Origin of the sequence: Agrobacterium sp. ST15.16.024 (genome assembly GCF_027956545.1) — a bacterium.
GTDB classification, from domain to species: domain Bacteria; phylum Pseudomonadota; class Alphaproteobacteria; order Rhizobiales; family Rhizobiaceae; genus Agrobacterium; species Agrobacterium cucumeris.
The window spans coordinates 239374-264089 of record NZ_JAQKGO010000004.1 but is presented as its reverse complement, the minus strand read 5'-3'; the positions used below and the strand labels follow the sequence as shown (position 1 = coordinate 264089).

21 protein-coding genes are annotated in these 24716 nt (G+C 58.0%); 11 read left to right on the top strand and 10 right to left on the bottom strand.

The features are described from left to right. Positions 1-3: 3 nt before the first annotated feature. From PL640_RS15935 to PL640_RS15905, 7 genes are all read left to right on the top strand, one after another. A complete protein-coding gene (locus PL640_RS15935; RefSeq protein WP_269700946.1) occupies positions 4-627 on the top strand; it encodes a nicotinate-nucleotide adenylyltransferase in 624 nt (207 codons plus the stop codon). 66 nt (positions 628-693) lie between these two features. After that, positions 694-1167: a ribosome silencing factor gene (gene rsfS, locus PL640_RS15930; RefSeq protein WP_237681429.1), complete on the top strand. Its 474-nt coding sequence runs from the start codon at positions 694-696 to the stop codon at positions 1165-1167. Positions 1168-1324: 157 nt separating this feature from the next. Continuing rightward, positions 1325-1807, top strand: coding sequence for a 23S rRNA (pseudouridine(1915)-N(3))-methyltransferase RlmH (gene rlmH / locus PL640_RS15925; RefSeq protein ID WP_142842174.1), 483 nt, complete (start codon positions 1325-1327; stop codon positions 1805-1807). A gap of 159 nt (positions 1808-1966) precedes the next feature. After that, complete coding sequence (locus PL640_RS15920) at positions 1967-3364, top strand: murein hydrolase activator EnvC family protein (RefSeq protein ID WP_271362578.1); 1398 nt, start codon at positions 1967-1969, stop codon at positions 3362-3364. Next, on the top strand, positions 3354-4682 hold the full coding sequence (locus tag PL640_RS15915) for a S41 family peptidase (protein ID WP_142842176.1): 1329 nt from the start codon (positions 3354-3356) through the stop codon (positions 4680-4682). Before PL640_RS15920 ends, PL640_RS15915 begins: the two co-directional genes overlap by 11 nt. 167 nt (positions 4683-4849) lie before the next feature. Next, the gene (locus PL640_RS15910) at positions 4850-6049 is read left to right on the top strand and encodes a divergent polysaccharide deacetylase family protein (protein WP_271362577.1); all 1200 of its coding nucleotides are present in this window, start codon (positions 4850-4852) and stop codon (positions 6047-6049) included. A 56-nt stretch (positions 6050-6105) separates the two neighbouring features. Then, positions 6106-6618 carry an RNA pyrophosphohydrolase gene (locus PL640_RS15905; protein ID WP_271362576.1) on the top strand — a complete coding sequence of 171 codons (513 nt, stop codon included), beginning with the start codon at positions 6106-6108 and terminating at the stop codon, positions 6616-6618. A gap of 48 nt (positions 6619-6666) precedes the next feature. Here the strand turns inward: PL640_RS15905 and bfr are convergent, their stop codons facing one another. From bfr to PL640_RS15885, 4 genes are all read right to left on the bottom strand, one after another. Beyond that, complete coding sequence (gene bfr, locus PL640_RS15900; protein ID WP_046799648.1) at positions 6667-7152, bottom strand: bacterioferritin; 486 nt, start codon at positions 7150-7152, stop codon at positions 6667-6669. Then, positions 7118-7429, bottom strand: a complete 312-nt coding sequence (locus PL640_RS15895; RefSeq protein ID WP_080600126.1) for a (2Fe-2S)-binding protein — start codon at positions 7427-7429, stop codon at positions 7118-7120. Before PL640_RS15895 ends, bfr begins: the two co-directional genes overlap by 35 nt. A gap of 266 nt (positions 7430-7695) precedes the next feature. Next, entirely contained in the window at positions 7696-8421 is a 726-nt protein-coding gene (phbB, locus tag PL640_RS15890; protein WP_271362575.1) for an acetoacetyl-CoA reductase, read from the bottom strand. A 127-nt stretch (positions 8422-8548) separates the two neighbouring features. Beyond that, positions 8549-9730, bottom strand: coding sequence for an acetyl-CoA C-acetyltransferase (locus PL640_RS15885; RefSeq protein WP_269700962.1), 1182 nt, complete (start codon positions 9728-9730; stop codon positions 8549-8551). 242 nt (positions 9731-9972) lie between these two features. On the opposite strand from PL640_RS15885, the gene phaR reads away from it, so the two are divergent. Then, complete coding sequence (phaR, locus tag PL640_RS15880) at positions 9973-10548, top strand: polyhydroxyalkanoate synthesis repressor PhaR (protein WP_003520279.1); 576 nt, start codon at positions 9973-9975, stop codon at positions 10546-10548. Between the two features lie 61 nt (positions 10549-10609). On the opposite strand, the gene PL640_RS15875 is transcribed toward phaR, so the two are convergent. Continuing rightward, complete coding sequence (locus tag PL640_RS15875) at positions 10610-11986, bottom strand: MFS transporter (RefSeq protein ID WP_271362574.1); 1377 nt, start codon at positions 11984-11986, stop codon at positions 10610-10612. A 108-nt stretch (positions 11987-12094) separates the two neighbouring features. After that, positions 12095-16855 (bottom strand): NAD-glutamate dehydrogenase, encoded by a 4761-nt coding sequence (locus PL640_RS15870; protein ID WP_271362573.1) that lies wholly within the window; start codon positions 16853-16855, stop codon positions 12095-12097. Positions 16856-17396: 541 nt separating this feature from the next. On the opposite strand from PL640_RS15870, the gene PL640_RS15865 reads away from it, so the two are divergent. Next, on the top strand, positions 17397-17966 hold the full coding sequence (locus PL640_RS15865; protein WP_004444078.1) for a CarD family transcriptional regulator: 570 nt from the start codon (positions 17397-17399) through the stop codon (positions 17964-17966). A gap of 72 nt (positions 17967-18038) precedes the next feature. Here PL640_RS15865 and PL640_RS15860 read toward each other — a convergent pair whose 3' ends face one another. Continuing rightward, positions 18039-18587 carry a L,D-transpeptidase family protein gene (locus PL640_RS15860; protein WP_271362572.1) on the bottom strand — a complete coding sequence of 183 codons (549 nt, stop codon included), beginning with the start codon at positions 18585-18587 and terminating at the stop codon, positions 18039-18041. A 242-nt stretch (positions 18588-18829) separates the two neighbouring features. Here PL640_RS15860 and PL640_RS15855 point away from each other — a divergent pair, with 242 nt between their 5' ends. Together PL640_RS15855 and PL640_RS15850 are read left to right on the top strand one after the other, a co-directional pair. Further along, on the top strand, positions 18830-19513 hold the full coding sequence (locus PL640_RS15855) for a response regulator transcription factor (protein ID WP_003492637.1): 684 nt from the start codon (positions 18830-18832) through the stop codon (positions 19511-19513). A gap of 153 nt (positions 19514-19666) precedes the next feature. After that, complete coding sequence (locus tag PL640_RS15850) at positions 19667-20122, top strand: cyclic nucleotide-binding domain-containing protein (protein ID WP_046799641.1); 456 nt, start codon at positions 19667-19669, stop codon at positions 20120-20122. A 21-nt stretch (positions 20123-20143) separates the two neighbouring features. Here the strand turns inward: PL640_RS15850 and PL640_RS15845 are convergent, their stop codons facing one another. From PL640_RS15845 to PL640_RS15835, 3 genes are all read right to left on the bottom strand, one after another. Next, positions 20144-20947, bottom strand: coding sequence for an exodeoxyribonuclease III (locus PL640_RS15845; RefSeq protein WP_271362571.1), 804 nt, complete (start codon positions 20945-20947; stop codon positions 20144-20146). Positions 20948-21109: 162 nt separating this feature from the next. After that, the gene (locus tag PL640_RS15840; protein ID WP_161991382.1) at positions 21110-21835 is read right to left on the bottom strand and encodes an outer membrane lipoprotein carrier protein LolA; all 726 of its coding nucleotides are present in this window, start codon (positions 21833-21835) and stop codon (positions 21110-21112) included. Positions 21836-21952: 117 nt separating this feature from the next. Beyond that, positions 21953-24628 (bottom strand): DNA translocase FtsK, encoded by a 2676-nt coding sequence (locus tag PL640_RS15835; protein WP_271362570.1) that lies wholly within the window; start codon positions 24626-24628, stop codon positions 21953-21955. Positions 24629-24716: the final 88 nt, after the last annotated feature.

Here is a 24716-nt window from a genome sequence, read left to right as displayed (position 1 = left end):
TATTTGCCGACTGAGAAGCGCCTGGACCGACGTTATCTCACCATGCCGCATGCGGAGCGCGGCATGGTTGTCGGGCTGTTCGGCGGCTCTTTTAATCCGCCGCATGCCGGCCATGCGCTTGTTGCCGAGATCGCACTACGCCGGCTCGGTCTTGACCAGCTCTGGTGGATGGTCACGCCGGGTAATCCGCTGAAAAGCCGCTCCGAACTGGCGTCCCTTGAAGACCGTATCGCTGCCTGCGAAAAACTCGTGAGCGATCCGCGTATCAAGGTGACGGCATTCGAAAAATCGCTGGGCATCAGCTATACGGCCAATACGCTTGCCAAGGTGAAGGCGAGAAATCCGCATGTTCGCTTCATCTGGATCATGGGCGCCGACAATCTGAAAAGCTTTCATCGCTGGCAGAAGTGGCGCACGATTGCCGAGACTTTTCCTATTGCCGTTATCGACCGGCCCGGCTCCACCCTTTCTTACCTTTCCTCCACCATGGCGCAGGCCTTCAGCCAGGCGCGGATAGACGAGGATGATGCGGGGGTTTTATGGAAAAAGCGGGCGCCCGCCTGGGTCTTCATCCATGGTCCGCGTTCGACGCTCAGTTCCACGGCGCTGCGCAATAATCACAAATGATGTATGCGGCGGTCGTTGAAGGCTCCATATCTTGAAAAGTTAATGCTTTGATGCCACCTTTATAAAGTGACGCAGAGAATCGCGTCGCCCAGTATCTGTTTTGTCATTCTTGGAAAGGGAAAACCTCTGACAACAGTACACAGCAAGGGAAAAGCATTTGTTGCTATCCCGAAGGGTCAGGACAGTGGCGACGATGCCGCCGATCATGCCCTCGAAACCGTCCTCGCGAGCCTCGAGGACTCCAAGGCTGAAGATATCGTATCTCTCAACATTGCCGGAAAATCGGCGCTTGCTGACTACATGGTTGTAGTCTCCGGGCGATCGAACAGGCACGTTTCGGCGATTTGCGAGCATCTTCTCAAGGATATGAAGGACGAGGGGTTCGGCAACGCCCGCGTCGAAGGTCTGGAGATCGGAGACTGGGTGCTGATTGATGCCGGCGATGTCATCGTTCATGTGTTCCGTCCGGAAATTCGCGCCTTCTACAACATTGAAAAAATGTGGGCGACGCCGGAAATGTCGGAAGAAACGCTGCATTGATGCGGTGAGCCTTTGATCGAGTGCATCGCGTTTGTCGAAGGCCATCTCCGCCTTCGACACGATGTCTCTGGCCGGAAATCGAACCGGCCGCATAGGAATCCGCATTCTATGCTGTTAAGAGCGTGACCCTGTTTGTCACGACAGTCACAGGTTTGCGATGCGGATTTCAATTTTTGCGGTGGGACGGCTTAAAACCGGCCCTGAAAAGGATCTTGCGACCCGTTATATCGAACGCCTCGCGAAGACCGGCCCGGCAATCGGGCTGGAGTTTTCGCGGGTGATCGAGGTCGCGGAAAGTCGGGCGTCGAATGCGGAGACGCGCAAGCGTGAAGAAGCGGCGATGCTTGAAAAACACCTGGCCGACGGTGCAGTGCTTGTGCTGCTCGACGAACGCGGCAAGGCGCTGGATAGTCCTGCATTTGCCACGTTTTTTGGCGACCTGCGCGATAGCGGCAAGCGGGACCTTATCATTGCCATTGGCGGGGCTGACGGTCTCGATCCCGCGCTTTACGACAGGGCGGCGGCCGTTCTCAATCTGGGCAAGCTCACATGGCCACATCAGATCGTTCGTATTTTGATCGCCGAACAGCTTTACCGCGCCGTCACAATCCTTTCCGGTCACCCGTATCATCGGGTTTGAGCGGGTTTAGGGTATAAAACTCGTCTCAATTTCAACATGAAGCTCCGCGACACGAAAAGGCGCAGATGGCTTTGCCGTTGCCCTCTTTCAGGCCTCTTGGAAGATCGCAGCAAAATCTCTAGTATCAGCGCCTCTGCTTCGGCATCAAAGAAAGATCAAATGGACAAAAGGTCTCAACGAAAACAGCGCGCTGCCCTTGCGGGCGCGGTTATTGCTGCTTTCGTCATGGGGGCCGGTCCAGCCTATTCGCGGGACGAGGCGGGCGCGGTTCCGGCCGAGAATGGCGATTCATCGCCGGACGAGTTGCAGACACTGGAGAAGCGCCGTGACCAGAACCGCCAGGATCTGGAGGAACTGGTCGACAGCATCGGCCTTTCGGAGGACAAGACCCGCAATCTTGAGGAAAGCATCGCTTCCCTCAATCAGGACAGCGCCCGCATCCGGGAAGAGCTGATCGCATCTGCGGCGCGGCGCAAGGCCCTGGAAACCAAGATCAGTGACGGTGAGGATCGCCTCGCCAAGCTTTCCGTTCGCGAAGACGGAGTGAAAGCGTCGTTACGTGAAAGGCGCGGCGTTCTGGCGGAAGTTTTGGCTGCATTGCAGCGCATGGGCAGAAACCCGCCGCCTGCCCTTCTCGTTTCGCCGGAGGATGCACTTGCTTCCGTGCGTAGTGCTATTCTTCTCGGTGCCGTCGTTCCGGGCATTCGTGGTGAAACCGACAAGCTGGTGTCCGCTCTCAAAGAATTGACCGATCTCAGGCAGGCAATCGCTCGCGAAAAGGACGATCTTACGGGTATGATGACGGCAAGTCTGGAAGAGGAAAAACGCCTCGACCTGCTGATTGCCGAAAATGAGCGCAAGAACACCCAGACGGCGGCAGAGCTTGAGGCGGAACGCAAACGATCCGAGGAACTGGCAAGCAAAGCGACCAGTCTAGAAGGTCTGGTCAGTTCGCTTGAAGGCGAGATTACGTCAGTACGGGAAGCCATGGAAAAAGCGCGGGCTGAAGAGCAGCGCGTGGCCCGTCTTTCGGAAGCAGAACGTGAAAAGGAGCGCGCTGCGGCTGCGGCTGGAATGCCTGATAAAAACCGCATTGCGCCCGCATATCCCTTCGCGAGTTTGAAGGGAAAACTGGAGGTTCCGGTCGCGGGCGAGGTGCTCAGGCGCTTTGGTGATGCTGACGGTACTGGCCATTTTTCCAAGGGAATTGTCGTTGCGAGCGGACCCGAAGCCATCGTGACGGCGCCTGCAGACGGCTTTGTGGTGTTTGCCGGAGATTTTCGCAGTTACGGCCGGATGATCATCCTCAACACGGGGGATGGATATCATGTGGTGATGACGGGCATGGACAATGTGAGGACACGGCAGGGAATGTTCGTGTTCTCCGGAGAGCCCATCGCCTCCATGGGTGCAAAAAGAGTAGCGAGTGCAGCAGCATTGGCGCTGGAAACCGACAGGCCAACGCTTTACATTGAGTTCAGGAAAGATGGTGTGCCGGTTGATTCCCAACCTTGGTGGACCGCAAAAAATACCGGAAGGGCGCACAATGATTCGTAAGGTTTCGCTTCTCCTTATCGGTGGGCTTATGGGCGCCACGGCGATGAGCGTGATTTATTCGGCGAGCATGCCGGCACAGGCGGCCGGGCCTTCGACCTACAAGGAGTTGTCGATATTCGGCGACGTGTTCGAGCGCGTGCGCGCACAATATGTGACGCCGCCGGATGACGAGAAGCTGGTGGAAAATGCCATTAACGGCATGCTCAGCTCGCTCGATCCGCATTCCAGCTTCATGAATGCCAAGGATGCCACCGACATGCGCACCCAGACCAAGGGTGAGTTCGGCGGTCTCGGCATCGAAGTGACCATGGAAAACGAACTGGTCAAGGTCATCTCGCCAATGGATGATACGCCGGCTTCCCGCGCGGGTATTCTTGCTGGCGACTTCATTTCGGAAATTGACGGTACACCGGTTCGCGGCCTCAAGCTGGAGCAGGCTGTTGAAAAGATGCGCGGTGCGGTCAAGACGCCGATCAAGCTGACGGTCATCCGCCAGGGCGCTGACAAGCCGCTTGAAATCACCGTTGTGCGTGACATCATTGCCGTTCGTGCGGTCAAGTCCCGCGTTGAGGGTGACAATGTCGGTTATCTGCGTGTCATTTCCTTTACCGAGAAGACCTATGACGATCTCGAAAAGGCGATCAAGAAGATCAAGGCGGATGTGCCGGCCGACAAGCTGAAGGGTTACGTGCTTGACCTGCGCCTCAATCCGGGCGGTCTGCTTGATCAGGCGATCAATGTCTCCGACGCTTTCCTTGAGCGTGGCGAAGTCGTTTCGACTCGCGGCCGCAATCCGGATGAGACCCGCCGCTTCAATGCGACGGCAGGCGATCTGACCGACGGCAAGCCGGTGATCGTACTTGTCAACGGCGGTTCGGCTTCGGCCTCGGAAATCGTTGCCGGCGCCCTGCAGGATCTGCGTCGTGCTACCGTTGTCGGTACGCGCTCCTTCGGTAAGGGTTCGGTCCAGACGATTATCCCGCTCGGCGAAGCCGGTGCGCTGCGTCTGACCACGGCGCTTTATTACACGCCGTCGGGCAAATCCATCCAGGGCACGGGCATCGAACCCGATATCAAGGTGGAACAGCCGTTGCCGCCGGAATTGCAGGGTAAGGTGACCACCGAAGGTGAATCCGGTCTTTCTGGTCACATCAAGGGCCAGAGCGAAACGGATGAAGGTTCTGGCTCTTCCGCCTATGTTCCGCCGGAAGCCAAGGACGATATTCAGCTCAACTATGCGTTGGATCTGTTGCGCGGCAGCAAGACTGATCCGTCTTTCCCGCCGAACCCGGACAAGGCTGTGGTCAACAAGCAGTAAGATAGATGCGCCGGCCAGCCGGCGCATTTTTTCGATTGCTTAGAGCGGGTCGCGATTTCCAGATGCGCTGCCTTTGCTTTAAGTCCCTGTTTTTTCGCATGTCATCCTCGCAAACTGCCGCATAGTTTTCTGCGTGACATGCTTTGACCGTTTGGACGGATCGTTCATTGCCTTCGGACCTGCGAAAACCGCTTCTGGGTCGTCAGAAAAAAAGCGTCGGTATCAACCGGCGCTTTTCCGTCATTATGGTTTTGTCCGTGCTTGCGGTTTTCTCAATCGGCGGGCTGTCCGTCTATACCGCGCTCTCGCCAGGCAACCTGCAGAAGACAGGCCCCGGGCCGGATGTTCAGCCACAGCCGCCCCACAGCGCGCCTGAAACGGCGGTTACCGATGGGGCCGGTTCTGCCGAGACGGCCGGCCTGAAACCCGAAAGCGGTCGTTCTGGCGCCAACATCAACCGGGAAACCATGCCGGACGGCAATGTCGTATCGGTTTATTCTCCTAGACCCCGCGATGGCAATGGGCCGGTGCTGATGAGTGGCCAGACCTATGGTCAGGACCCGCGCATGGCCACTCGTCCCAATGAAGAGTTGCTGGAAGAGTCCGCTTTCGGACCGCTGCCGGTCGTTGGCGCCGATGGCCTGCGGCCGATGGAGCAATATGCACGGCCCTGGTCGGGTGCCCGTGGCACCCGGGTGGCAATCGTCGTCGGCGGCCTTGGCCTCAGCCAGACGGGTTCGCAAAAGGCGATCCGGGATCTGCCGCCGGAGGTGACGCTTGGTTTTGCCGCAAGCGGCAACAGCCTGCAGCGCTGGATGCAGGAAGGGCGTCGAGAGGGCCATGAAATCCTTCTGCAGATACCGCTGGAGCCTTTCGGTTATCCCGGCACCAACCCAGGGCCGGACACGCTGCTGGCCGGCGATCCTGCGAAGGTCAACATCGACCGGCTGCATCGCTCCATGGCGAAAATCACAAATTATACTGGCATCATGAACTATCTTGGCGGGCGTTTCCTCGCGGAACAGGCGGCGCTGGAGCCGGTGATGCGCGATATCGGCAAGCGCGGGCTGCTGTTTCTGGATGATGCTTCATCGGCACAGTCGTTGAGCGGCGGGATTGCCAAGGCGATCTCCGCCCCGCAGGGTTTTGCCGATGTTCTGCTCGATGGCGAAGTGACTGAAAGCGCCATCCTGCGCAAGCTGGATGAGCTTGAGCGAATTGCACGCCGCAACGGCCAGGCGATCGGTGTGGCTTCGGCTTTCGACGAAAGCATTGCCGCCATCTCCAAATGGTCGCGGGAAGCGGGCGGGCGGGGTATCGAGATCGTTGGCGTTTCTGCGCTTGTTTCGCAGCCGGCGGGGCAGTAAACCTTCTGCGCGGCCATTTCATGCGCTTTTGCGGCGCTCAGCAATGCGGGTTTCCCATGATAATCAAAGCAGAAGATTTGCCTTACCGCCCCTGCGCGGGAATAATGGTTCTCAACGCCGAAGGCCTTGTCTGGGCCGGCCGGCGCATCAGTGAAGGCAATTCCGAATATGACGGCTCACCGCAATTGTGGCAGATGCCGCAGGGCGGCATCGATGATGGCGAGCGGCCTTTGACGGCGGCCATTCGCGAACTTTATGAAGAGACCGGAATGAAGACGGTGACTCTGCTTGCGGAAGCGAGTGACTGGATCAACTACGATCTGCCGCCCGAACTGATCGGTATCGGTTTAAGGGGCAAATATCGTGGGCAGGCGCAGCGCTGGTTCGCTTTCCGTTTCGAAGGCGATGAAAGTGAAATCCAGATCGACCCGCCGCCGACGGGCCACACGGCCGAATTTGATGCCTGGGGCTGGAAGCCGATGGAAAGCCTTCCGGAATTGATCGTACCGTTCAAGCGCGCGGTCTACGAGCAGGTGGTGGCAGAGTTCCGGCACCTCTCCGGCAGATAAATAAAAAGGCGGCCATGGGCCGCCTTTTCCTTGTCCAGTGTCGAAAGCTTATTCCGCTTCGTTGGCGGAATCGGCGTTGAGCTGACCATATTTTTCCACACCGATCTTGCCGAGCAGATCAAGCTGGGTTTCGAGGAAGTCGATATGGCCTTCTTCGTCGATCAGCAGGGCTTCAAACAGCTTCATGGAGACGTAGTCTCCGGCCTCGGAACAGATGTCACGCGACTTCTTGTAGGAGGTGCGTGCGTCGTATTCGCCCGCCAGGTCGGCTTCCAGCACTTCCTTGACGTTCTGGCCGATGCGCAGCGGAGCCAGCGTCTGAAGGTTGGGATGGCCTTCAAGGAAGATGATACGATCGATGATCTTGTCGGCGTGCTGCATCTCTTCGATGGATTCAGCGCGCTCCTTCTTTGCGAGCTTTGTGTAGCCCCAGTCGTTCAGCAGCCGGTAATGAAGCCAATACTGGTTCACTGCACCGAGTTCGAGAAAAAGGGCCTCGTTAAGCCGCTCGATGACTTTTTTGTCGCCTTTCAATGTCCGCTCTCCTGTTCTCTTCATGGAATCGCTTCAGGCGGGACATAAAATCAAAAACATCGGCCTCAGTCGAGTGGCGACGGGCGTGATATTCTTCGGTGGTCTTGATGATCAGATCGACAACGGTCGGGAAACAGCCGCAACAGCGGCCACGTTTTTCCATGGCATGATACACTTTGGCGGGAACGATCAGCTGCCAACAGTCCTCGTCGAGGAGTTCGTTGATGACGTCCCGGATATCGTGATCGGTGATGTAATTGCAGCTGCAAACCAGCATGATGGACTGCCTGTATGACGCAACACGTTGTTTTCGTTCTTAAACCAAAACAGGACACCAAATGTCAAGAAAAACCTCCTTTTGAATCGGAGTGGAATTTCTAGAGTCATTCTAAACTATACAAAAACTGTCGTATTTTCATTGGTTTAGCGAATGGTACTTTCCAGTGTTTCGTGCTCAAGTTTTTGTGCGCGGCAAAATTACGGAAGTAATTATCACGAAAAGTTTACTGACTTGGCTGTCGCCGAAGTGAAGGGTGGCCGATCTCAGGCGAAATATTGCCCGCCATTGGCCGTCATGGTGGAGCCAGTGATGAAGCCGGCCTCGTCGGAAACCAGAAACAGGACGCAGCGGGCGATTTCTTCCGGTTCGCCCAGCCGCCCGACCGGAATTTGCGGGACGATCCGTTCGGCAAGCACTTTTTCCGGTATCGCTCTCACCATCTCGGTACCGATATAGCCGGGGCAGATGGCGTTGACGGTGATGTTGCGGCTGGCGCCTTCCTGGGCGAGCGCCTTGGTGAAGCCGATATCGCCCGCCTTGGAAGCGGAATAGTTGGCTTGCCCCGCCTGACCCTTCTGACCGTTGATCGAGGAAATATTGACGATGCGGCCGAAACCGCGATCGCGCATACCCGGCCAGACGGGGTGCGTCATGTTGAAGACGCCTGTGAGGTTGGTGTCGATCACCTCGCGCCATTGTTGCGGCGACATCTTGTGAAACATCGCATCGCGGGTGATGCCGGCGTTGTTGACGAGAACCTCGACGGGACCGAAGGTCTCTTCCACCTTTGCAATGCCGTCTACGCAGGCGTCATAGTCGCGAACGTCCCATTGAAAAGCAGGGATGCCGGTTTCTTTCTGAAAGGCTTCAGCCCTGTCGGTCGTGAAGGCGTAATTGACGGCGACCCGGTAGCCGGCCGCCTGCAAGGCGCGGGCAATCGCGGCGCCTATGCCGCTTGTCCCGCCGGAAATCAACGTAACCCGGCTCATATCGGCCTCCATGTCCTGAACTGCTTTTGCCGTGCTCAACGGCCACAGAAATACGGCCAATGGGAGGCCGCTTCTACCCTATTGTTCGCCGAACAGGAATTGATTTTTGGAAAGCCGTACAGCCGTTTCAGAGCGCCTCAATGCACATGGCAACACCCATGCCACCACCGATGCAGAGTGTCGCAAGGCCCTTGGACACGTTGCGGCGGCGCATCTCGTAAATAAGGGTGTTGAGGACACGTGCACCGGAAGCACCGATCGGATGGCCGATGGCGATTGCACCACCATTGACGTTGACGATATCAGGATCGAGGCCCAGTTCGCGCACGACCGCACAGGATTGGGCGGCAAAGGCTTCGTTGGCTTCGACAAGGCCGATATCATTGATCGACCAGCCGGCCTTGGCCAGCGCCTTGCGGGAGGCGGGAATGGGGCCGGTGCCCATGATCTGCGGATCAACGCCCGCCGTTGCCCAGGAGGCGATGCGCGCCAGCGGCTTGATGCCGCGTTTTGCCGCTTCCTGTTCCGACATCAAAAGTGTTGCGGCTGCGCCATCATTCAGGCCGGAGGCATTGCCTGCTGTCACCGTGCCTTCCTTGTCGAAGGCGGGGCGAAGCTTCGCCATGGTTTCCAGCGAAGCGCCGGCGCGGATATGTTCGTCCGCATCGATGATGATATCAGCCTTGCGGCCTTTGACCGTGAAGGCGACGATTTCATCGGCGAAACGGCCGGCATTCTGTGCAGCTTCCGCCTTGTTTTGCGATGCGACAGCAAATTGATCCTGTTCATCGCGGGAAAGTTGCCATTGGCGGGCGATGTTCTCGGCAGTGATGCCCATGTGATAACCATAGAATGCGTCGGTCAGGCCGTCTTTCAGCATGGTGTCGATCATCTTGAAATCACCCATTTTCACGCCGCCGCGCAAATGTGCGCAATGGGGCGCCATGGACATGGATTCCTGACCGCCGGCAATGATGATAGCCGCGTCGCCGGTAACGATCTGCTGCATACCGAGGGCGACGGCGCGCAGGCCGGAGCCGCAGAGCTGGTTGAGACCGAAGGCGGTCGCCTCCTGCGGAATGCCGGCTTTCATGGCCGCCTGCCGCGCCGGGTTCTGCCCTTCGCCTGCCGTCAGTACCTGACCGAGAATGACTTCATCGACTTCGTTTGCCGCAACACCCGCGCGTTCCAGCACGGCGTTGATGACGGTTGCCCCCAGCTCGTGGGCGGGTGTGTTGGCGAAGTGGCCATTGAAGGAACCGACGGCGGTGCGCGCGGCGCTGGCAATCACGATTGAAGGCAGGGTCATCTCTATTCTCCTCACATGCGGGCGGAGACTGGCAAAGCTTTCAATACAAGTCAAATGCCGAAAGTTGCTTTAAAAGATGTTGCTAAATCACCCGGGAATCTTGCGAAAAATTGCTGCGCAAAAAACAAACTGTTGCGATGCACAAAACATTTGTCAGAGGGCTCGTTTTGCGCATACACTTTGCGCCGGGAAGAGCACGAAGACCAAAAAAAAGAAAATACCATCATCGCGAGGAGGCGGGCATGGCGAAACACGACGGCGAAACAATCATTAAAAAATACGCCAACCGGCGGCTCTATAATACCGGCACGAGCACCTATGTGACGCTCGATGATCTCGCGCAGATGGTCAAGCGCGGTGAGGACTTCAAGGTTCAGGACGCCAAGTCGTCCGAAGACATCACCCATGCGGTTCTGACGCAGATCATCGTCGAACAGGAGGCCAAAACCGGCAATACGTTGCTGCCGACGGCGTTTCTGCGGCAGTTGATCTCCTATTATGGCGACCAGATGCAGATGGTCGTGCCGACATTTCTCGAACATTCGATGAAGACATTCTCGGACCAGCAGAGCCAGATGCAGGAGCATATGGCCAAGGCGTTCGGCGACGGCTCGCTTGCCCGCAATTTTCAGGCGCCGCTGCAAATGATGGAAGAGCAGATCCGCCGCAATACGGAACTGTTCCGGCAGGCGATGCAGGGTTTTACGCCTTTCGCAATGCCGCAGGCGCCGAAGGAAACCCGCAAGCCGAACGCGTCCGAAATCGACGAGCTGAAGGCGCAGCTGCGCGCATTGCAGCAAAAACTCGATCAGCTCTGATCCTGTTCTGTGCGGGCCGATGCCGGGTTTGATCAACCGCATCGGCTGCTGCGTCGAAGTTTCAGCCTGCCGTTCTTTCCGGCACGCGCAGCAACAGCAGAAATCCAGCTCCCAGGAACAAGATAAGCGTGGCCATGCCGATATGGGCGGAACCGCTTATGTAGGTTGCCATGGAAAATGACAGCGTCGCCATGAAACTCGTGGCGCGTCCGGAAAGCGCATAGATGCCGAAGTAACGGCCCGCTTCTGCAACAGTGATATTGCGGGCGAGATAAGAGCGGGACGATGCCTGGACGGGGCCGAAGGCAAGGCCGATCAAAACGCCATAGAGCAGATAGGCTTTTTCCGCGCCTGTCGCGAAGATGCCGCCATCGTCCGCCGTCGATAATTGTATCCAGCCAAACAGGGTCGAGCCCTTTTCCGTGGAGACGATGCCGAGCGTGGCGAGTAGCAGCAACACCAGGCTGATGAGGATGGTGATGCGCGATCCGAGTTTGTGATCGACCCGCCCGGCGGCAAAACAGCCCGCGATGGCGACGACGTTGAGGAGGATGCCGAAGAGGCCGATTTCCATCGTCGCCCAGCCAAACATGCCGGCGGCAAATGCTCCGCCCAGTATGAGAACACCATTGACGCCATCCTGATAAAGCATGCGCGCGATCAGGAACCGCAAAAGCACGGGGCGGTAGCGCAGCTCGCGGAGCGTGATCTTCAGTTCCCCCAGCCCCGAACGGATTGCTGCCTTGAAAGGCAGGCCTTTTTCGGCGTCCGGGGTCAACAGAAACATCGGCAGAATGAAGATGAGGTACCAGAGCGCGGCGAGCGGGCCGGTTATTCTGGCATCCTCACCGGTTGCCGGGTCGAGACCGAAAAGCGGCTTGATGCCGGCGATGGTCAGCCCGGTCTGTGGGCTTGCGGCCAGAAGCGTCACCACCGCAATCAGCACCACCATGCCGCCGAGATAACCGAGCCCCCAGGCGAGATTGGAGATGCGGCCGACATTTTGCGGGTTGGTCAGTCGCGGCATCATGGAATCGTTGAAGACAATCGAAAACTCCGCCGCGATGGAGGCAAGGATCATGCAGATGATCGGCAGGATAAGCGGTGAGCCCGGCGCTGCAAACCAGAGGAAAAACAGGCTGACGATCTTGATGATGGCAAAAAAGGCGATCCACGGTTTGCGCGCGCCGGATTGATCAGCGATGGAGCCGAGGATGGGTGAGAAGAGGGCGATGATGATCGAGGAGACCGTCGCCATGTTGCTCCATGTCGCCTGCGCGGCAATCGGATCATCGGTAAGACGGGCGACGAAATAAGGCCCGAAAACGAATGTGGTGACGACGGTGAAAAACGGCTGCGCCGCCCAGTCGAACATGACCCAGCCCCAGATGCCGCGTTTGGCAACCACTGTTTCCGCGTTTTGGGAGGGGACAGTCATTCATCGTCCTATCGGATAATCGGGAAGATAGAGTGCGGGATGCCGGTCATCCGCTTGGTTTTTCGCCATCCGGGTCGATAACCCGGATGGCGTTTTTAAGACTGCCGATCAGCGTGCCTGAACGATATCGCCAAGCAACCCCGCCGCCACGGTCAGGCGGGCAAGGTTGGTATCGCCGCTTTCACTGAGCGCGCCCAGCTCGGAGACGATGCGGTTCACCCGCACGCGGTCGGCGGCATACCAGGCCTGAACCGGATCTTTCTCCTTTGCATATTCCGTCAGCGCAGAGATGACGATCCGGCGTCGGGAGGAGGAGATCTGGTCCTGGCTGCGCAGAAGAGCCAGGCTCTCGTAATGATCGGCCGGTGCGATGCGCTGGCTGGCATCCAGCAGGCGTGCCACACGGAAGGTCGAGGAAACGGTGGCATAGCTTTCGGCGGCGCGGGCAAGCGTCGTGCCCGCGCTTTCGGCGATACGCATGATTTCAGGCACATAGACCAGCAGGGAAAGCGTATCCAGCTCTTCCAGAAGGGCGGAAGGAACACCGTCGATTTCCGTGACGCCAAGCTCGCGGCGATATTTCGCCGCTGCCGGCGACAGCGTCTTGATGGCGGTTTTCAGTCGCTCGATCTCGGTCGCCATGTCGCCTGTTGCAGCGCCTGCGCTTCGGGTCTGCAGGTAAAGCCTGCTCGCATCGGAGAAGATGCGGGCGATGGTGGCATAAAGCCCGTTCTGGACTTGCCCACCGATCTTGCCATCAAGCGCGTCGACCTCACTCCACAGACGTTTGAGGCCGAAACCATCTTCGACAATGACGGCCGCCTTGACGACGTCAGCTGCGAGAAGACCGCTTGCATCGCCAAGTTTCTGCACGAAGCCCGGACCACCGCGGTTGACCACGGCGTTGGCGAGCGCGGTTGCAACGATCTCGCGGTGCAGGCGATGCGCCTTGATATCGTCGGCATAGTTCTTCTGCATCTTGGCCGGGAAATAGTCGACCAGCAGATGCTGGAGATAAGGCTCATCCGGCAGCGGGCTCGCCACCAGTGCGTCGAACAGCGTCAACTTGGCATAAGACAGAAGCACACCGATTTCCGGTCGGGTCAGCGGCTTGCCAGAGGCATATCTTTCGCTGAACTCGGCATTATCAGGCAGGGTTTCGACCTTGCGGTTCAACTGCCCGGTCGCCTCCAGTGCGCCCATCAGGCGGCCAAGCTCTTCGCGGTTTGCGAGCCCCAGCCGTTCCGTCAGAGAGATCGCCAGTGATTGCAGGTAGTTGTTGCGCAGCACCAGTTGCGCCACTTCCGGCGTCATGGAGGCAAGAAGCTGATTGCGCTTCGGCATCGTCAGGCGGCCGGTATTGACGGCGGAGGCGAGGGCGATCTTGATGTTGACCTCGACGTCGGAAGAGTTCACCCCGGCCGAGTTGTCGATGGCATCGGAGTTGCAACGTCCGCCCGAAAGCGCATAGGCAATGCGGCCCTTCTGGGTGATGCCCAGATTGGCACCTTCGCCGATGACCTTGGCGCGCAGTTCGGTGGCGTTGACACGGATCGGGTCGTTCGCCCTGTCACCCACCTCGGCATTGGTTTCCACCGCCGCCTTGATATAGGTGCCGATGCCGCCGAACCAGAGGAGATCGGTCGGCGCCTTCAGAATGGCGGTCATGATCTCGAAGGGCGTGGCGACGGATTTGTCGATGCCGATGGCAGCCACGGCTTCCGGCGTCAGCGTCACGGATTTTTCGGAACGCGAGATGATCATCGCACCGGCGGATAGGGCCGAGCGGTCATAATCCTGCCAGCTGGAGCGCGGCAGTTCGAAAAGCCGCTTGCGCTCTGCAAAGGACCTGTCGGTATCGGGGTCCGGATCGATGAAGATGTCGCGGTGATCGAAGGCGGCGATGAGCCTGATCTTTTCCGACAGCAGCATGCCATTGCCGAAGACGTCACCGGACATGTCACCCACACCGGCCACGGTGAACGGCGTGGTCTGGATGTCGGTGTCCATTTCACGGAAATGGCGCTTTACCGTTTCCCATGCGCCGCGTGCGGTGATGCCCATTTTCTTGTGGTCATAACCGGCGGAACCGCCCGATGCGAAGGCATCGTCCAGCCAGAAGCCGGCGTCGTGGGCAAGGCCGTTTGCCGTATCGGAGAATGTCGCCGTCCCCTTGTCGGCAGCAACGACGAAATAGGGGTCGTCACCATCAAGCCGCAGCGTATCGGCAGGCGGTATGATGGCGTCATCGACGATATTGTCGGTGATGGAGAGCAGGGTGCGGATATAGGTCTTGTAGGCCTCGCGGCCGGCATTAAAGACCTCATCGCGGGAGCCGCCGGCGGGAAGGTTCTTCGGGAAGAAACCGCCCTTGGCGCCAACCGGCACGATCACCGCATTCTTGACCTGCTGCGCCTTCACGAGGCCGAGCACTTCGGTGCGGTAATCCTGGCCGCGATCCGACCAGCGCAGACCGCCGCGTGCAACCTTGCCGAAGCGCAGATGCACGCCTTCGACCTCGGTTCCGTAAACGAAGATTTCGCGGAAGGGACGCGGATCAGGCAGGCCGTCCAGGTGTTTCGGATCGAACTTGAACGCCAGGAGGTCTCTTGGCGTGCCGTCGGCATTTTTCTGGAAGTAGTTGGTGCGCAGCGTCGCGTCGATGGCGTTGACGTAACGCCTCAGCGTGCGATCTTCATCGAGATTGGGAACGCCGCTCAGTGCCGCTTCGATCGCCTTGTGTATTTCAGAGAGTTTTTTCAGCCGCTTCTTTTCGTCGACAGACGGGTCGAAGCCAGCCTTGAACAGCGCGAAAATATTGCGGGAAATGGCCGGATATTTGAAGAGCGTTTCGGAGATATGCTCCTGCGAATAAACAATGCCGGTCTGACGAAGATAGCGTGCATAGGCGCGCAAAACGGAGACTTCGCGCACGGACAGACCGCAGGCGAGGATCAGCCGATTGAAGTTGTCATTATCAACCTTGGCCGAAAAGGCGGCAAGGAAGGCCTCCTCGAGTTTCGGCCCGTAATGCGGCAGGTCGAGTGTCGTGCCCGTCGCAACGGATAGCTCCATGTCGTGCAGCACGATGTCGCGCTTTCCGTCATCTGAAACGACCCCGATATCGAAGGTACGTTCGCTGATGACGTTGAAGCCCAGATTTTCCAGCAGCGGCACGCGGCGCGAAAGCGGCAGGTGGCCGTCGCGGTGGAAAATCTTCAGCGACAGCGTGTCGGCGGACTGGCCATCCTGCTGGTAGAATTCAATGCGGACCGGCTCACCATTGGCGGCAGCCAGAATGTCCGGCATGTCGCCGATCGCTTCTTCGGGCGTGAAGGCTTCCTGATAGGCCTGATCGACCTCCAGCACCGGTGCACCCGGTTCGGACAGGGTGACGAGGTGGTCTATCCAGCGTGCCGCAATATCGCTGACGGCGTCTTCCAGCCTGTCCTGAGCGATGCGCGGCGTCTTGCCTTCCGTGCGGCCGACGATGAAGTGAACGCGGGCAACGGCGCCTTCCGGGAAGGCGGGATAATAAGCGGAAATATGCCCGTCATAGACCTTGCTCAGATAATCGCCGATCTTCTCGCGGACATAAGAATTGTACTCCTCGCGCGGCACGAAGATAATCGCCGAAACGAACCGGTCGAACCGGTCGATACGGGCGAGGACGCGTACACGCGGCCGGTCGCTCAGTTCCATGATCTGCTCGATGAAGCGGATCAGAAGATCCGTCTCGATCTGGAAGAGATCGTCACGAGGGTAGGCTTCCAGCGTGTTCTGCAGGATGCGGCCGGAGTGGCTGTTCGGATCGAAGCCGAAATGCCGCTCGACATCCGCGACCTTGGCGCGCAGCAGCGGGATCTGCTTGACTGAACGCGTATAGGCAGTCGCCGTGAAAAGGCCAACGATGCGCAATTCGCCGATGACGTTGCCGTCCTCGTCAAAGCGCTTGATGCCGATGTAATCCATATAGGCACGACGGTGCACGATCGATTTTACATTGGCCTTGGTGACGATGAGGAAATCCGGGCCATCAAGGAAGGCAAGGATCTCAGGCGTCGTCGTTACGGCATTCTTGCCGAGGCGCAGCACGCGTACATCCGGATCGCTGAGGCTGCCCAGGCCGACGCCGTCACCGCGTTCGATCTTGGCGTGCTTCCCCTTGCCGGAATAGGTGTAATCCCGCATGCCGAGGAAGGTGAAATTGTCATTGCGAAGCCAGTTGAGGAATTCGACTGCTTCCGTACGCTCGGTCTTGCGCCGCGAGGAGCCGCGCTTGGACAATTCGTCCAGCGCCTCGTCAAGCTTCGCCAGCATCGGCCGCCAGTCACGATAGGCGGATTGCACCTGTGTGAGAACAAAGCGCAGCCGTTCTTCCAGCGTTGCGGCGGCCTGCTGTGTCAGCGGCGCAATATGCAGCTGGATGAGGCTGATATTGTCAGCGGGATCATCCTCGGGTTCTGCAAGGCGGTAACCGGCCTGCGCCTCGTCATCACGCACGAGGATGGGATGCACTGCGAGGTAAAGGCCGCGATAGGTGCTGGTGACCTCACCCATGACAGAATCATAAAGGAAAGGCATGTTGCGGCCGATAATGGTCAGGACCGTTACCGGAATCTCGCGCGGCGAAACACCTTCTACCTGAGCAATGCTGATGTGGGGTGTCTCTCCGGACCAATGCGAAAGCGCCTGGAAACTGTGAGCCGCGCTCGCAGCCAGCATCTCGGCGGAATAATATTCTATATCGTCGGCACTTGCCCTTCCATAAAGAATACCTGGATCAAGAAATTGGACATTTTCGGCAATTGCCTGCTGGCGCGCTTTTTCGATCTGTTTTTCGCGTTTTGGATTATTTCTGTAGCCCATTTGACGTGGATTCCTCCAAAAATCACACTTTAATGTAAAAAAGCATCGTCAATTTACGGATTTTGCCTTTTCAGTCGAATCGGATATTGGCGTGGAATTACGAAGAGTTTAAGAGGCTTTCGTATTTCTTTGGTCGGTAAGTGAAATTTTTTTGCTTCTTTTGCCATGAGGGTCTGTTGCAAAGCATTTGACAGTATTTTAGCGGCTAATTTTTAGGCGGTTATTGAGCCGCCATGTGATGTTGCGGCCACGGTCGAAGCAAATTATTGATTTGCGCCTATTTTTGTGGTACACCAACGACACTGATCCACAGCGTGGCATTTGTGTGCCCAAAAACACCACGAAAGCAACACCTCTTTTGCACGCGGTTTCCGTGACATATCGAGCGTTTACGTTATCGAACCCCGCAAGACGGGAAGGTGTTTTTTTGCGTGCACGGCTGGACCAGTGCGGAGTCACCTGACGGTTCCCCCGTCTCATCAGGGCCTGACCGACCCAACCCCGGCATTGCCGGGTATGTAACAGGGAGTTTTTAGAACGAATGACGACCCAGCAGAAGAAATCTCCAGCACATCACGGTTTCAAGACCGGTGAAGCGATTGTGTATCCCGCTCATGGTGTCGGTACCATTTCTGCAATCGAGGAACAAGAAGTTGCCGGCATGAAGCTTGAGCTTTTTGTCATCGATTTCGAAAAAGACAAGATGCGTCTTAAAGTTCCCGTCGCCAAAGCTGTCAGCATCGGCATGCGCAAGCTTTCCGAAGGCGATTTTGTCGAGCGGGCGCTGAAAGTGGTGCAGGGCAAGGCACGCGTGAAGCGTACCATGTGGTCGCGCCGCGCCCAGGAATATGATGCGAAAATCAATTCCGGCGATCTTATCGCAATCGCGGAAGTGGTGCGCGATCTTTACCGTGCCGAAAATCAGCCGGAGCAGTCCTATTCCGAGCGTCAGCTTTATGAAGCTGCTCTCGATCGCATGGCGCGCGAAATTGCCGCCGTCAACAAGATGTCCGAAACCGAGGCTGTTCGCCTGGTGGAAGTCAACCTTGCCAAAGGCCCCAAGCGTGGCAAGGCTGTTGAAGAGGACGATTCTCAGGACGAAGCCGCTTAACACAAGGCTTCTCCTTTCTAAAAAAACCCGCCGGAATGGCGGGTTTTTTGTTATCCGATTGCAGGATGCGTCTCAAAGGATGCGAATTTTCGTGCCCTTGCGCATATGCGGCAGAATGCGCCGCATGTCTCTGGCGTGCAGGGCGACGCAGCCAGCGGTCGGCTCATATCCCGGGCGGATCAAATGCATGAAGATCGCCGAGCCTCGGTTGCGGCTTCTCGAGGTGATGTTCCAGTCAAGCACCAAGCAAACGTCGTAGAGACCGTCCTTGCGCATCATTTCCTCATGGCTTGGCGCAAACGGCGCCTTGGCCAGCCTGTTGTAATTGGCGTTACGGGGTTCGTCGCACCACAGCATGGACCCGCGCGTCCGCTGCATCGGCAATGTTGTGGTGATGCCGGTATTACGGTCGCCGCGATAAAATCCGTGCAGCAGGCGGGTGAGGGAAATGGGTGATTTGCCGTCTCCCTCGCGTTTCATCGCGGTGCGGCCGTTGCGCCCGATTGCGGCGGGAAAGGTGAGGTGTCCGAGCTGGACAATGGCACGGCTGATTTTTGACGGAGCCGGCCGAACCACGAGCGTTGATGCGCGTTTACGTTGTCTTGGCGAGGGTTTGCTCATGTTTTTCACGAGATTTTGCTTTGCAGGTTATTTAACGTGAAGTCATAGCACTTCGTTATATCATGGCAATGGGTTGACCTTTTACCGGCAAACCGCTGAATTGGCTGATAATTAGAGCGCCGCGCGTCATTATCGATGCATAGCGAATGCTCTAACTCTTTTAAACTAGGCATCGTGCTTCCCTAAAATCGAGCCCGATTTTTTGAGCCGAGGCGCTAAAGTAAGAAAGGCTGAGAATCCGAATGACGGCTCGCACTATCCTTCTGGTGGACGATGACGACGATCTTCGGGAGACGCTGACCGAGCAATTGTCTCCCTATGAGGAATTCTCGCTACTGAGCGGTGCAAATGCCGCGCAGGCGATGCAGACCGCCAAGACCGCCCAGGTTGATCTCCTCATCATGGATGTCGGCCTCCCGGACATGGACGGCCGAGAGGCCGTGAAGCTGTTGCGCAAGGGCGGCTTCAAAGCGCCGATCATCATGCTGACCGGCCATGACACCGATTCCGACACGATCCTCGGGCTTGAAGCAGGCGCCAATGATTACGTGACGAAGCCGTTCCGCTTTGCCGTGCTTCTGGCGCGCATTCGGGCGCAGCTGCGTCAATATGAACAGAGCGAGGATGCGGTTTTCACCGTTGGTCCCTATCAGTTCAAGCCCAGCCAGAAGCTCTTGACGACCGAAGACGGCAAGAAAATCCGGTTGACGGAAAAGGAAGCGGCGATCATCCGTTATCTCTACCGCGCCGGCAGCGCCGTTGTTACCCGCGACGTCCTGCTGGAAGAGGTGTGGGGTTATAATTCCGGTGTAACGACGCATACGCTCGAAACGCATGTGTATCGTCTGCGTCAGAAGATCGAACGCGACCCTTCCAACGCTGAAATTCTGGTCACCGAGAACGGCGGATACAAGATCGTACCCTGAGCAGTGCGCTCTCTAGGTCCCCCATATGTCGCAGTTTAAGGTTCACGCCGCGCGTCCGAAAGGGCGCGCGGCGTTCTAACACCTTGTATTTTGAAGGCTGATATTGGAAAACCGCTATAGTGATGCAGGCGGTTTTCCGGAGTAACGAACGACATGGCCTTGACGGACGATATCATGCTGCTGGGGCAAGTGCCGTTGTTTGCGGGGTTCAGCGACGATCAGTTGCGGCTCATAGCCTTCGGTGCGGAACGCCGCAGGGTATCGGCGGGCCAGACGCTGTTCCGGGAGCATTCGCCGGCGGAATGCGCCTTTGCGGTGACATCAGGCCATTTCGAGCTTTTTACTGCGGGGCGGGACGGCAAACCCGAACTGCAGGCAACACCGGGCAAAGGAGCGCTTCTGTCCGAGCTTGCGCTTTTTACCCTCTGTGAACGGAAGTTCACTGCCGTTGCGGCGGAGGATTCCGAAGTCATCCGGATAACGCGTATCCTGTTTCACCGGCTGGTGGAGGAGTTTCCGGAGGTTGCCGATATCGTGTCGGCACGCATCCGTGACAACATCGCCGCGCTCGCGGCGGGTGCGGCCCGTTTACAGAACCGCTTCGTTTGAGGCCGCCTGGAAAACGCTGCTTCAGAACCGGAAATGGGCCGTAACCGGAACGTGGTCCGATGGCCGGTTCCAGCCGCGTGCCTCCTGCAATATGTCGATTTTTTCGAGCGAGGGGCCGAGATCCTGCGATGACCAGATATGGTCGAGACGCCGGCCACGATTGGCCGCTTCCCAATCCTTGGCGCGGTAGCTCCACCACGTATAGATCTTTTCCGTCTCCGGCACGTTCAGGCGCATCAGATCAAGCCAGTTGCCCTGCTTCATGATATCGAGCATGCCGTCGGTTTCGACAGGCGTGTGGCTGACGATCTTCAGCAGTTGTTTGTGTGACCAGACGTCATTTTCAAACGGTGCGATGTTGAGATCGCCGACAAGGATGGAGGAAGTGCCGGGCACACCATCGGCGCGCAGCGCCTTCATTTCCTCGATGAAATCGAGCTTGTGGCCGAACTTCGGATTGATCGACCGATCCGGCTCGTCGCCACCGGCCGGAACGTAGAAATTGTGCAGCCGCACGCGGCGCGATCCGACCTGAAAAATCGCCGAGATGTGCCGCGCATCGCCAATACCGCAATAGTCCTGCCGGTGGTCTTCGGTCAGCGGAATTTTCGAGGCGATCGCCACACCGTGATAGCCCTTCTGGCCGTGGATGATAACGTGCTCATAACCCAGCGCCTTCAGCGGTTTCATCGGAAACTCGCCATTCGGGCATTTCGTTTCCTGCAGGCAAAGAATGTCGGGTTTGTAACGCACCAGAAACTGCTCAACGATCGGCATTCTCAGCCGGACAGAGTTGATGTTCCAGGTGGTTATCGAAAACGACATACTGTGCTCCGCGTTTGCTGCCCCGAACTCCGCTGTTTCGAGACATGTTTCCGGGGCGCAGGCTTATAACATCGCGATGAAAACGGGAATGTATTTTAGCGGCAAAATGAAAAAGGCGACCGCAAGGCCGCCTTCGAATCGTTTTTCCAAAATAGAGCGTGCTCAGCCGCGCTTGCGCACTTCCTCATAGTTGATGTTGAAGACGCGCTCATCGAGGTTCACGCCCGTCTGCACGTTGAAGATCATGACGGTGGTGTCCTTGTTCTGCGCATCGGTCGTCGTCCATTGCCTGAGATCGAAGGTTTTCGGGTCGAACATCAGGGTGATGGTCGAATCGCCGAAGATGCTCTTGTCGCCCAAAACGATGGTGGTCAGGTCCGATTCTTCCTTCACATCCCGCACCTTCTGGTTGCCGAGGTCGATCTTGTCGGACAGAAGCAGGCTGAGAGGCGTCTTGGACAGCGGATAGAGATCCCATGTCTTCAGCTTCATGTTGCCGATGACGACATTCTTGCCATCGGCGATGACCCGCATGGGTGAGGGGTCTTCATAATTGAAGCGAAGCTTGCCGGGCCGTTCGATGTAAAATTTGCCGCCGGTCTGTTCGCCGCGCGGGCCAAACTGCACAAATTCGCCCATCATGGTTTTGACCGACGAGAAGTGATTGGCGATTTTCTGCGCGGTTGCGCCATTGCCGGCTGCCTGGGCAAAGGCGTCAAGCGGCGACAGGCCCGCCATGACCGCGGCCATGGAAAATGCCGTCAGCACGCCACGCCGCGTCATCCCGTTTTCAGGTGCGCTTGCGGTGGCCGTTTCGCCGGTGGTGAGGTCGTTCATTCTGTTCTCCTTCATCGCAGCGATTGTCCGCATAAAAGGCGGCGGCTTCATGACGTTGGAAGCGTGTAATAACGCTTCTTGGCGCCGCTTGGTTGCGCGAGGCGTCGGGCCTTTGCCTTGTGCATGTCGTTATCCCGAAACCGCTATGCACTTTCGGGGGGCATGCCATTACCGCTCGATGATATCCGCTTCCGTGGGTACGAGGATTTCGCGTTTTCCGGCATGATTGGCGGGGCCGATGATGCCCTCCTGCTCCATGCGCTCGATCAGCGAGGCGGCGCGGTTATAGCCGATGCCGAGACGCCGCTGCACATAGGAGGTGGAGGCTTTTCCGTCCCTCAGCACGACGGCGACAGCCTGGTCATAGGGGTCTTCGGAATCGGAGAAGTTGCCAGTGCCGGCCGGGCCGCTGCCAGCGCCATCCTCGTCGTCTTCCTCGGTGATCGCCTCCAGATATTCCGGCGAGCCTTGTGTCTTCAGATAGGCGACGATTTCCTCCACCTCGTTGTCGGAAACGAAGGGGCCGTGCACGCGCTGGATGCGCCCGCCGCCCGCCATGTAGAGCATGTCGCCCATGCCGAGCAGCTGTTCGGCGCCCTGCTCTCCAAGAATGGTGCGGCTATCGATCTTCGAGGTCACCTGGAAGGAGATACGGGTGGGGAAGTTGGCCTTGATGGTGCCGGTGATGACATCGACGGACGGGCGCTGGGTGGCCATGATGACATGGATGCCGGCGGCGCGCGCCATCTGCGCCAGGCGCTGCACCGCGCCTTCGATGTCTTTGCCCGCTACCATCATCAGGTCGGCCATTTCGTCGATGATGACGACGATATAGGGCAGGGGCTTCAGATCGAACTCTTCCGTCTCGTACATCGCTTCGCCGGTCTGGCGATCGAAGCCGGTCTGCACGGTGCGGGTGAGGATTTCGCCCTTGTCGAGTGCCTGCTGCACGCGGCTGTTAAAGCCGTCGATATTGCGCACGCCGATCTTCGACATCTTCTTGTAGCGTTCCTCCATCTCGCGCACCGTCCATTTCAGGGCCACGACGGCCTTTTTGGGATCCGTGACAACGGGGGAAAGCAGATGCGGAATGCCGTCATAGATGGAGAGTTCGAGCATTTTCGGGTCGATCATGATCAGGCGGCACTGTTCTGGCGACATGCGGTAAAGCAGCGACAGGATCATAGTGTTGATGGCGACCGACTTGCCCGAACCGGTGGTGCCGGCGACGAGAAGATGCGGCATTTTGGCGAGATCGGCGATGACGGGCTCGCCACCGATCGTCTTACCGAGCGCCATTGCGAGCTTGGCCTTGCTGTTTTCGAAATCGCGGCTGCCAATCAGTTCGCGCAGGAACACGGTTTCGCGCGTCTGGTTCGGCAGTTCGATACCGATGGCGTTGCGGCCGGGAACAACCGCGACACGGGCGGCAATCGCGCTCATGGAGCGGGCAATGTCATCCGCGAGGCCGATGACACGTGAGGATTTGATGCCGGGTGCCGGCTCAAGTTCATAGAGCGTGACGACGGGGCCGGGGCGGACATGGATGATTTCGCCCTTGACGCCGAAATCCTCAAGGACCCCTTCCAGCAGGCGAGCATTCTGCTCGAGTACTTCTTCGCTCAGCATATTGTCGCGCACGACATTCTTCGGTTCCGCCAGAAGATGAACGGTGGGCAACTGGAAGCCGTCTGCGGCGATAAACGAGGACTGCGCTTCCCTTGCCACGCGTTCGCTGGGTTTGGGGCGTGCCGAGGCAGCGGTTATTCTGGGCTGCCCGCGTCCGGGTGCCTGTCTTGGGGTGAATTTCTGATCGGCCTCGTCGGCATTGTCGTCATCCGAGAGGATGCCGCTCGGCAGACGGCGTCCATCCGTATCGAAAGACGCTTCGTCATCCATGTCGCCATCATGATCGAGCGCGATGGAGGGAGGCGACATCTGCCGGCGTGATGCGGCGCGTTCCTCGAAAGATGGTTCGGAGCGCTGGTCAAGGCGGTTGATTGCGGTCTTCAGGCGTGAGGGTTCGTTCAGCGTGCCGAATTCATATTCGTTGAAATCGTAGGGATGTTCGAATTCATCGTGCAGGGACTTCGACTTCAGGCCGAACAGGCGGCGTAAGCGCGCCTGCGTGGTGTACCAGTAATGTGTGAGCGCGCCGAAGGCGAGAATGTTGGCGAAGAAGCCCTCACCGTCGTCTTCGTCATCCTCTTCGATCTCACGCGCGGCACGAGCCTTGCTCGCAACCGGCGCCGGTTCTTCCCGTTCGAGTTCGTCGTCCAGGCCGCCGACAACGCCTGCGGCAAACAGCATCAGCCAGGCGGCGGGCGCTGCGAATATGACGCCCAGCACGGTGGCAATGGTGCCGGTTGGGTAAGCGCCGATAAAAAGGGCGGGAAAGCGGAGAATCATGTCGCCGATGACGCCGCCGATGCCGTTTGGCAGCGGCCAGGTGACGGGGGCGGGAAAACAGCCAAGCGAGGCGGCGCAGACGATGGTGCCTGCGACCCAGGCGACGAGGCGTGCGGGTAGCCGGCCGAATTTGCGGCCCGCGATCAGGGTGATTGCCCAGGCGATGACCGGCAGCAAGGAAATGATTGCGGAAAGCCCCAGGAACTGCATGACGATATCGGCGAAGATGGCGCCGCCGTAACCCAGGAGATTGGTGGGCTGGTTCCCCGTGGCGTAGGACAGGCTTGGATCGGCGACATTCCATGTGGCGAGAGCGGCAATGCCCAGCGCGATCGTCGCAAGCAGGGCAAAACCGGCCAGAGCCATGATCTGACGCACGAAAAACGCCGTCAGCACGAAGCGCGTGTGACGACCATCGAATGTCGGAGATTGCATTCTGCCCATGTCCCTGAACCCGTCGTTTTTGTGGTTTCGGCAAGATCCGGCAGTTGACCTGATCCCGGATTGACAGGGAAAACTAACC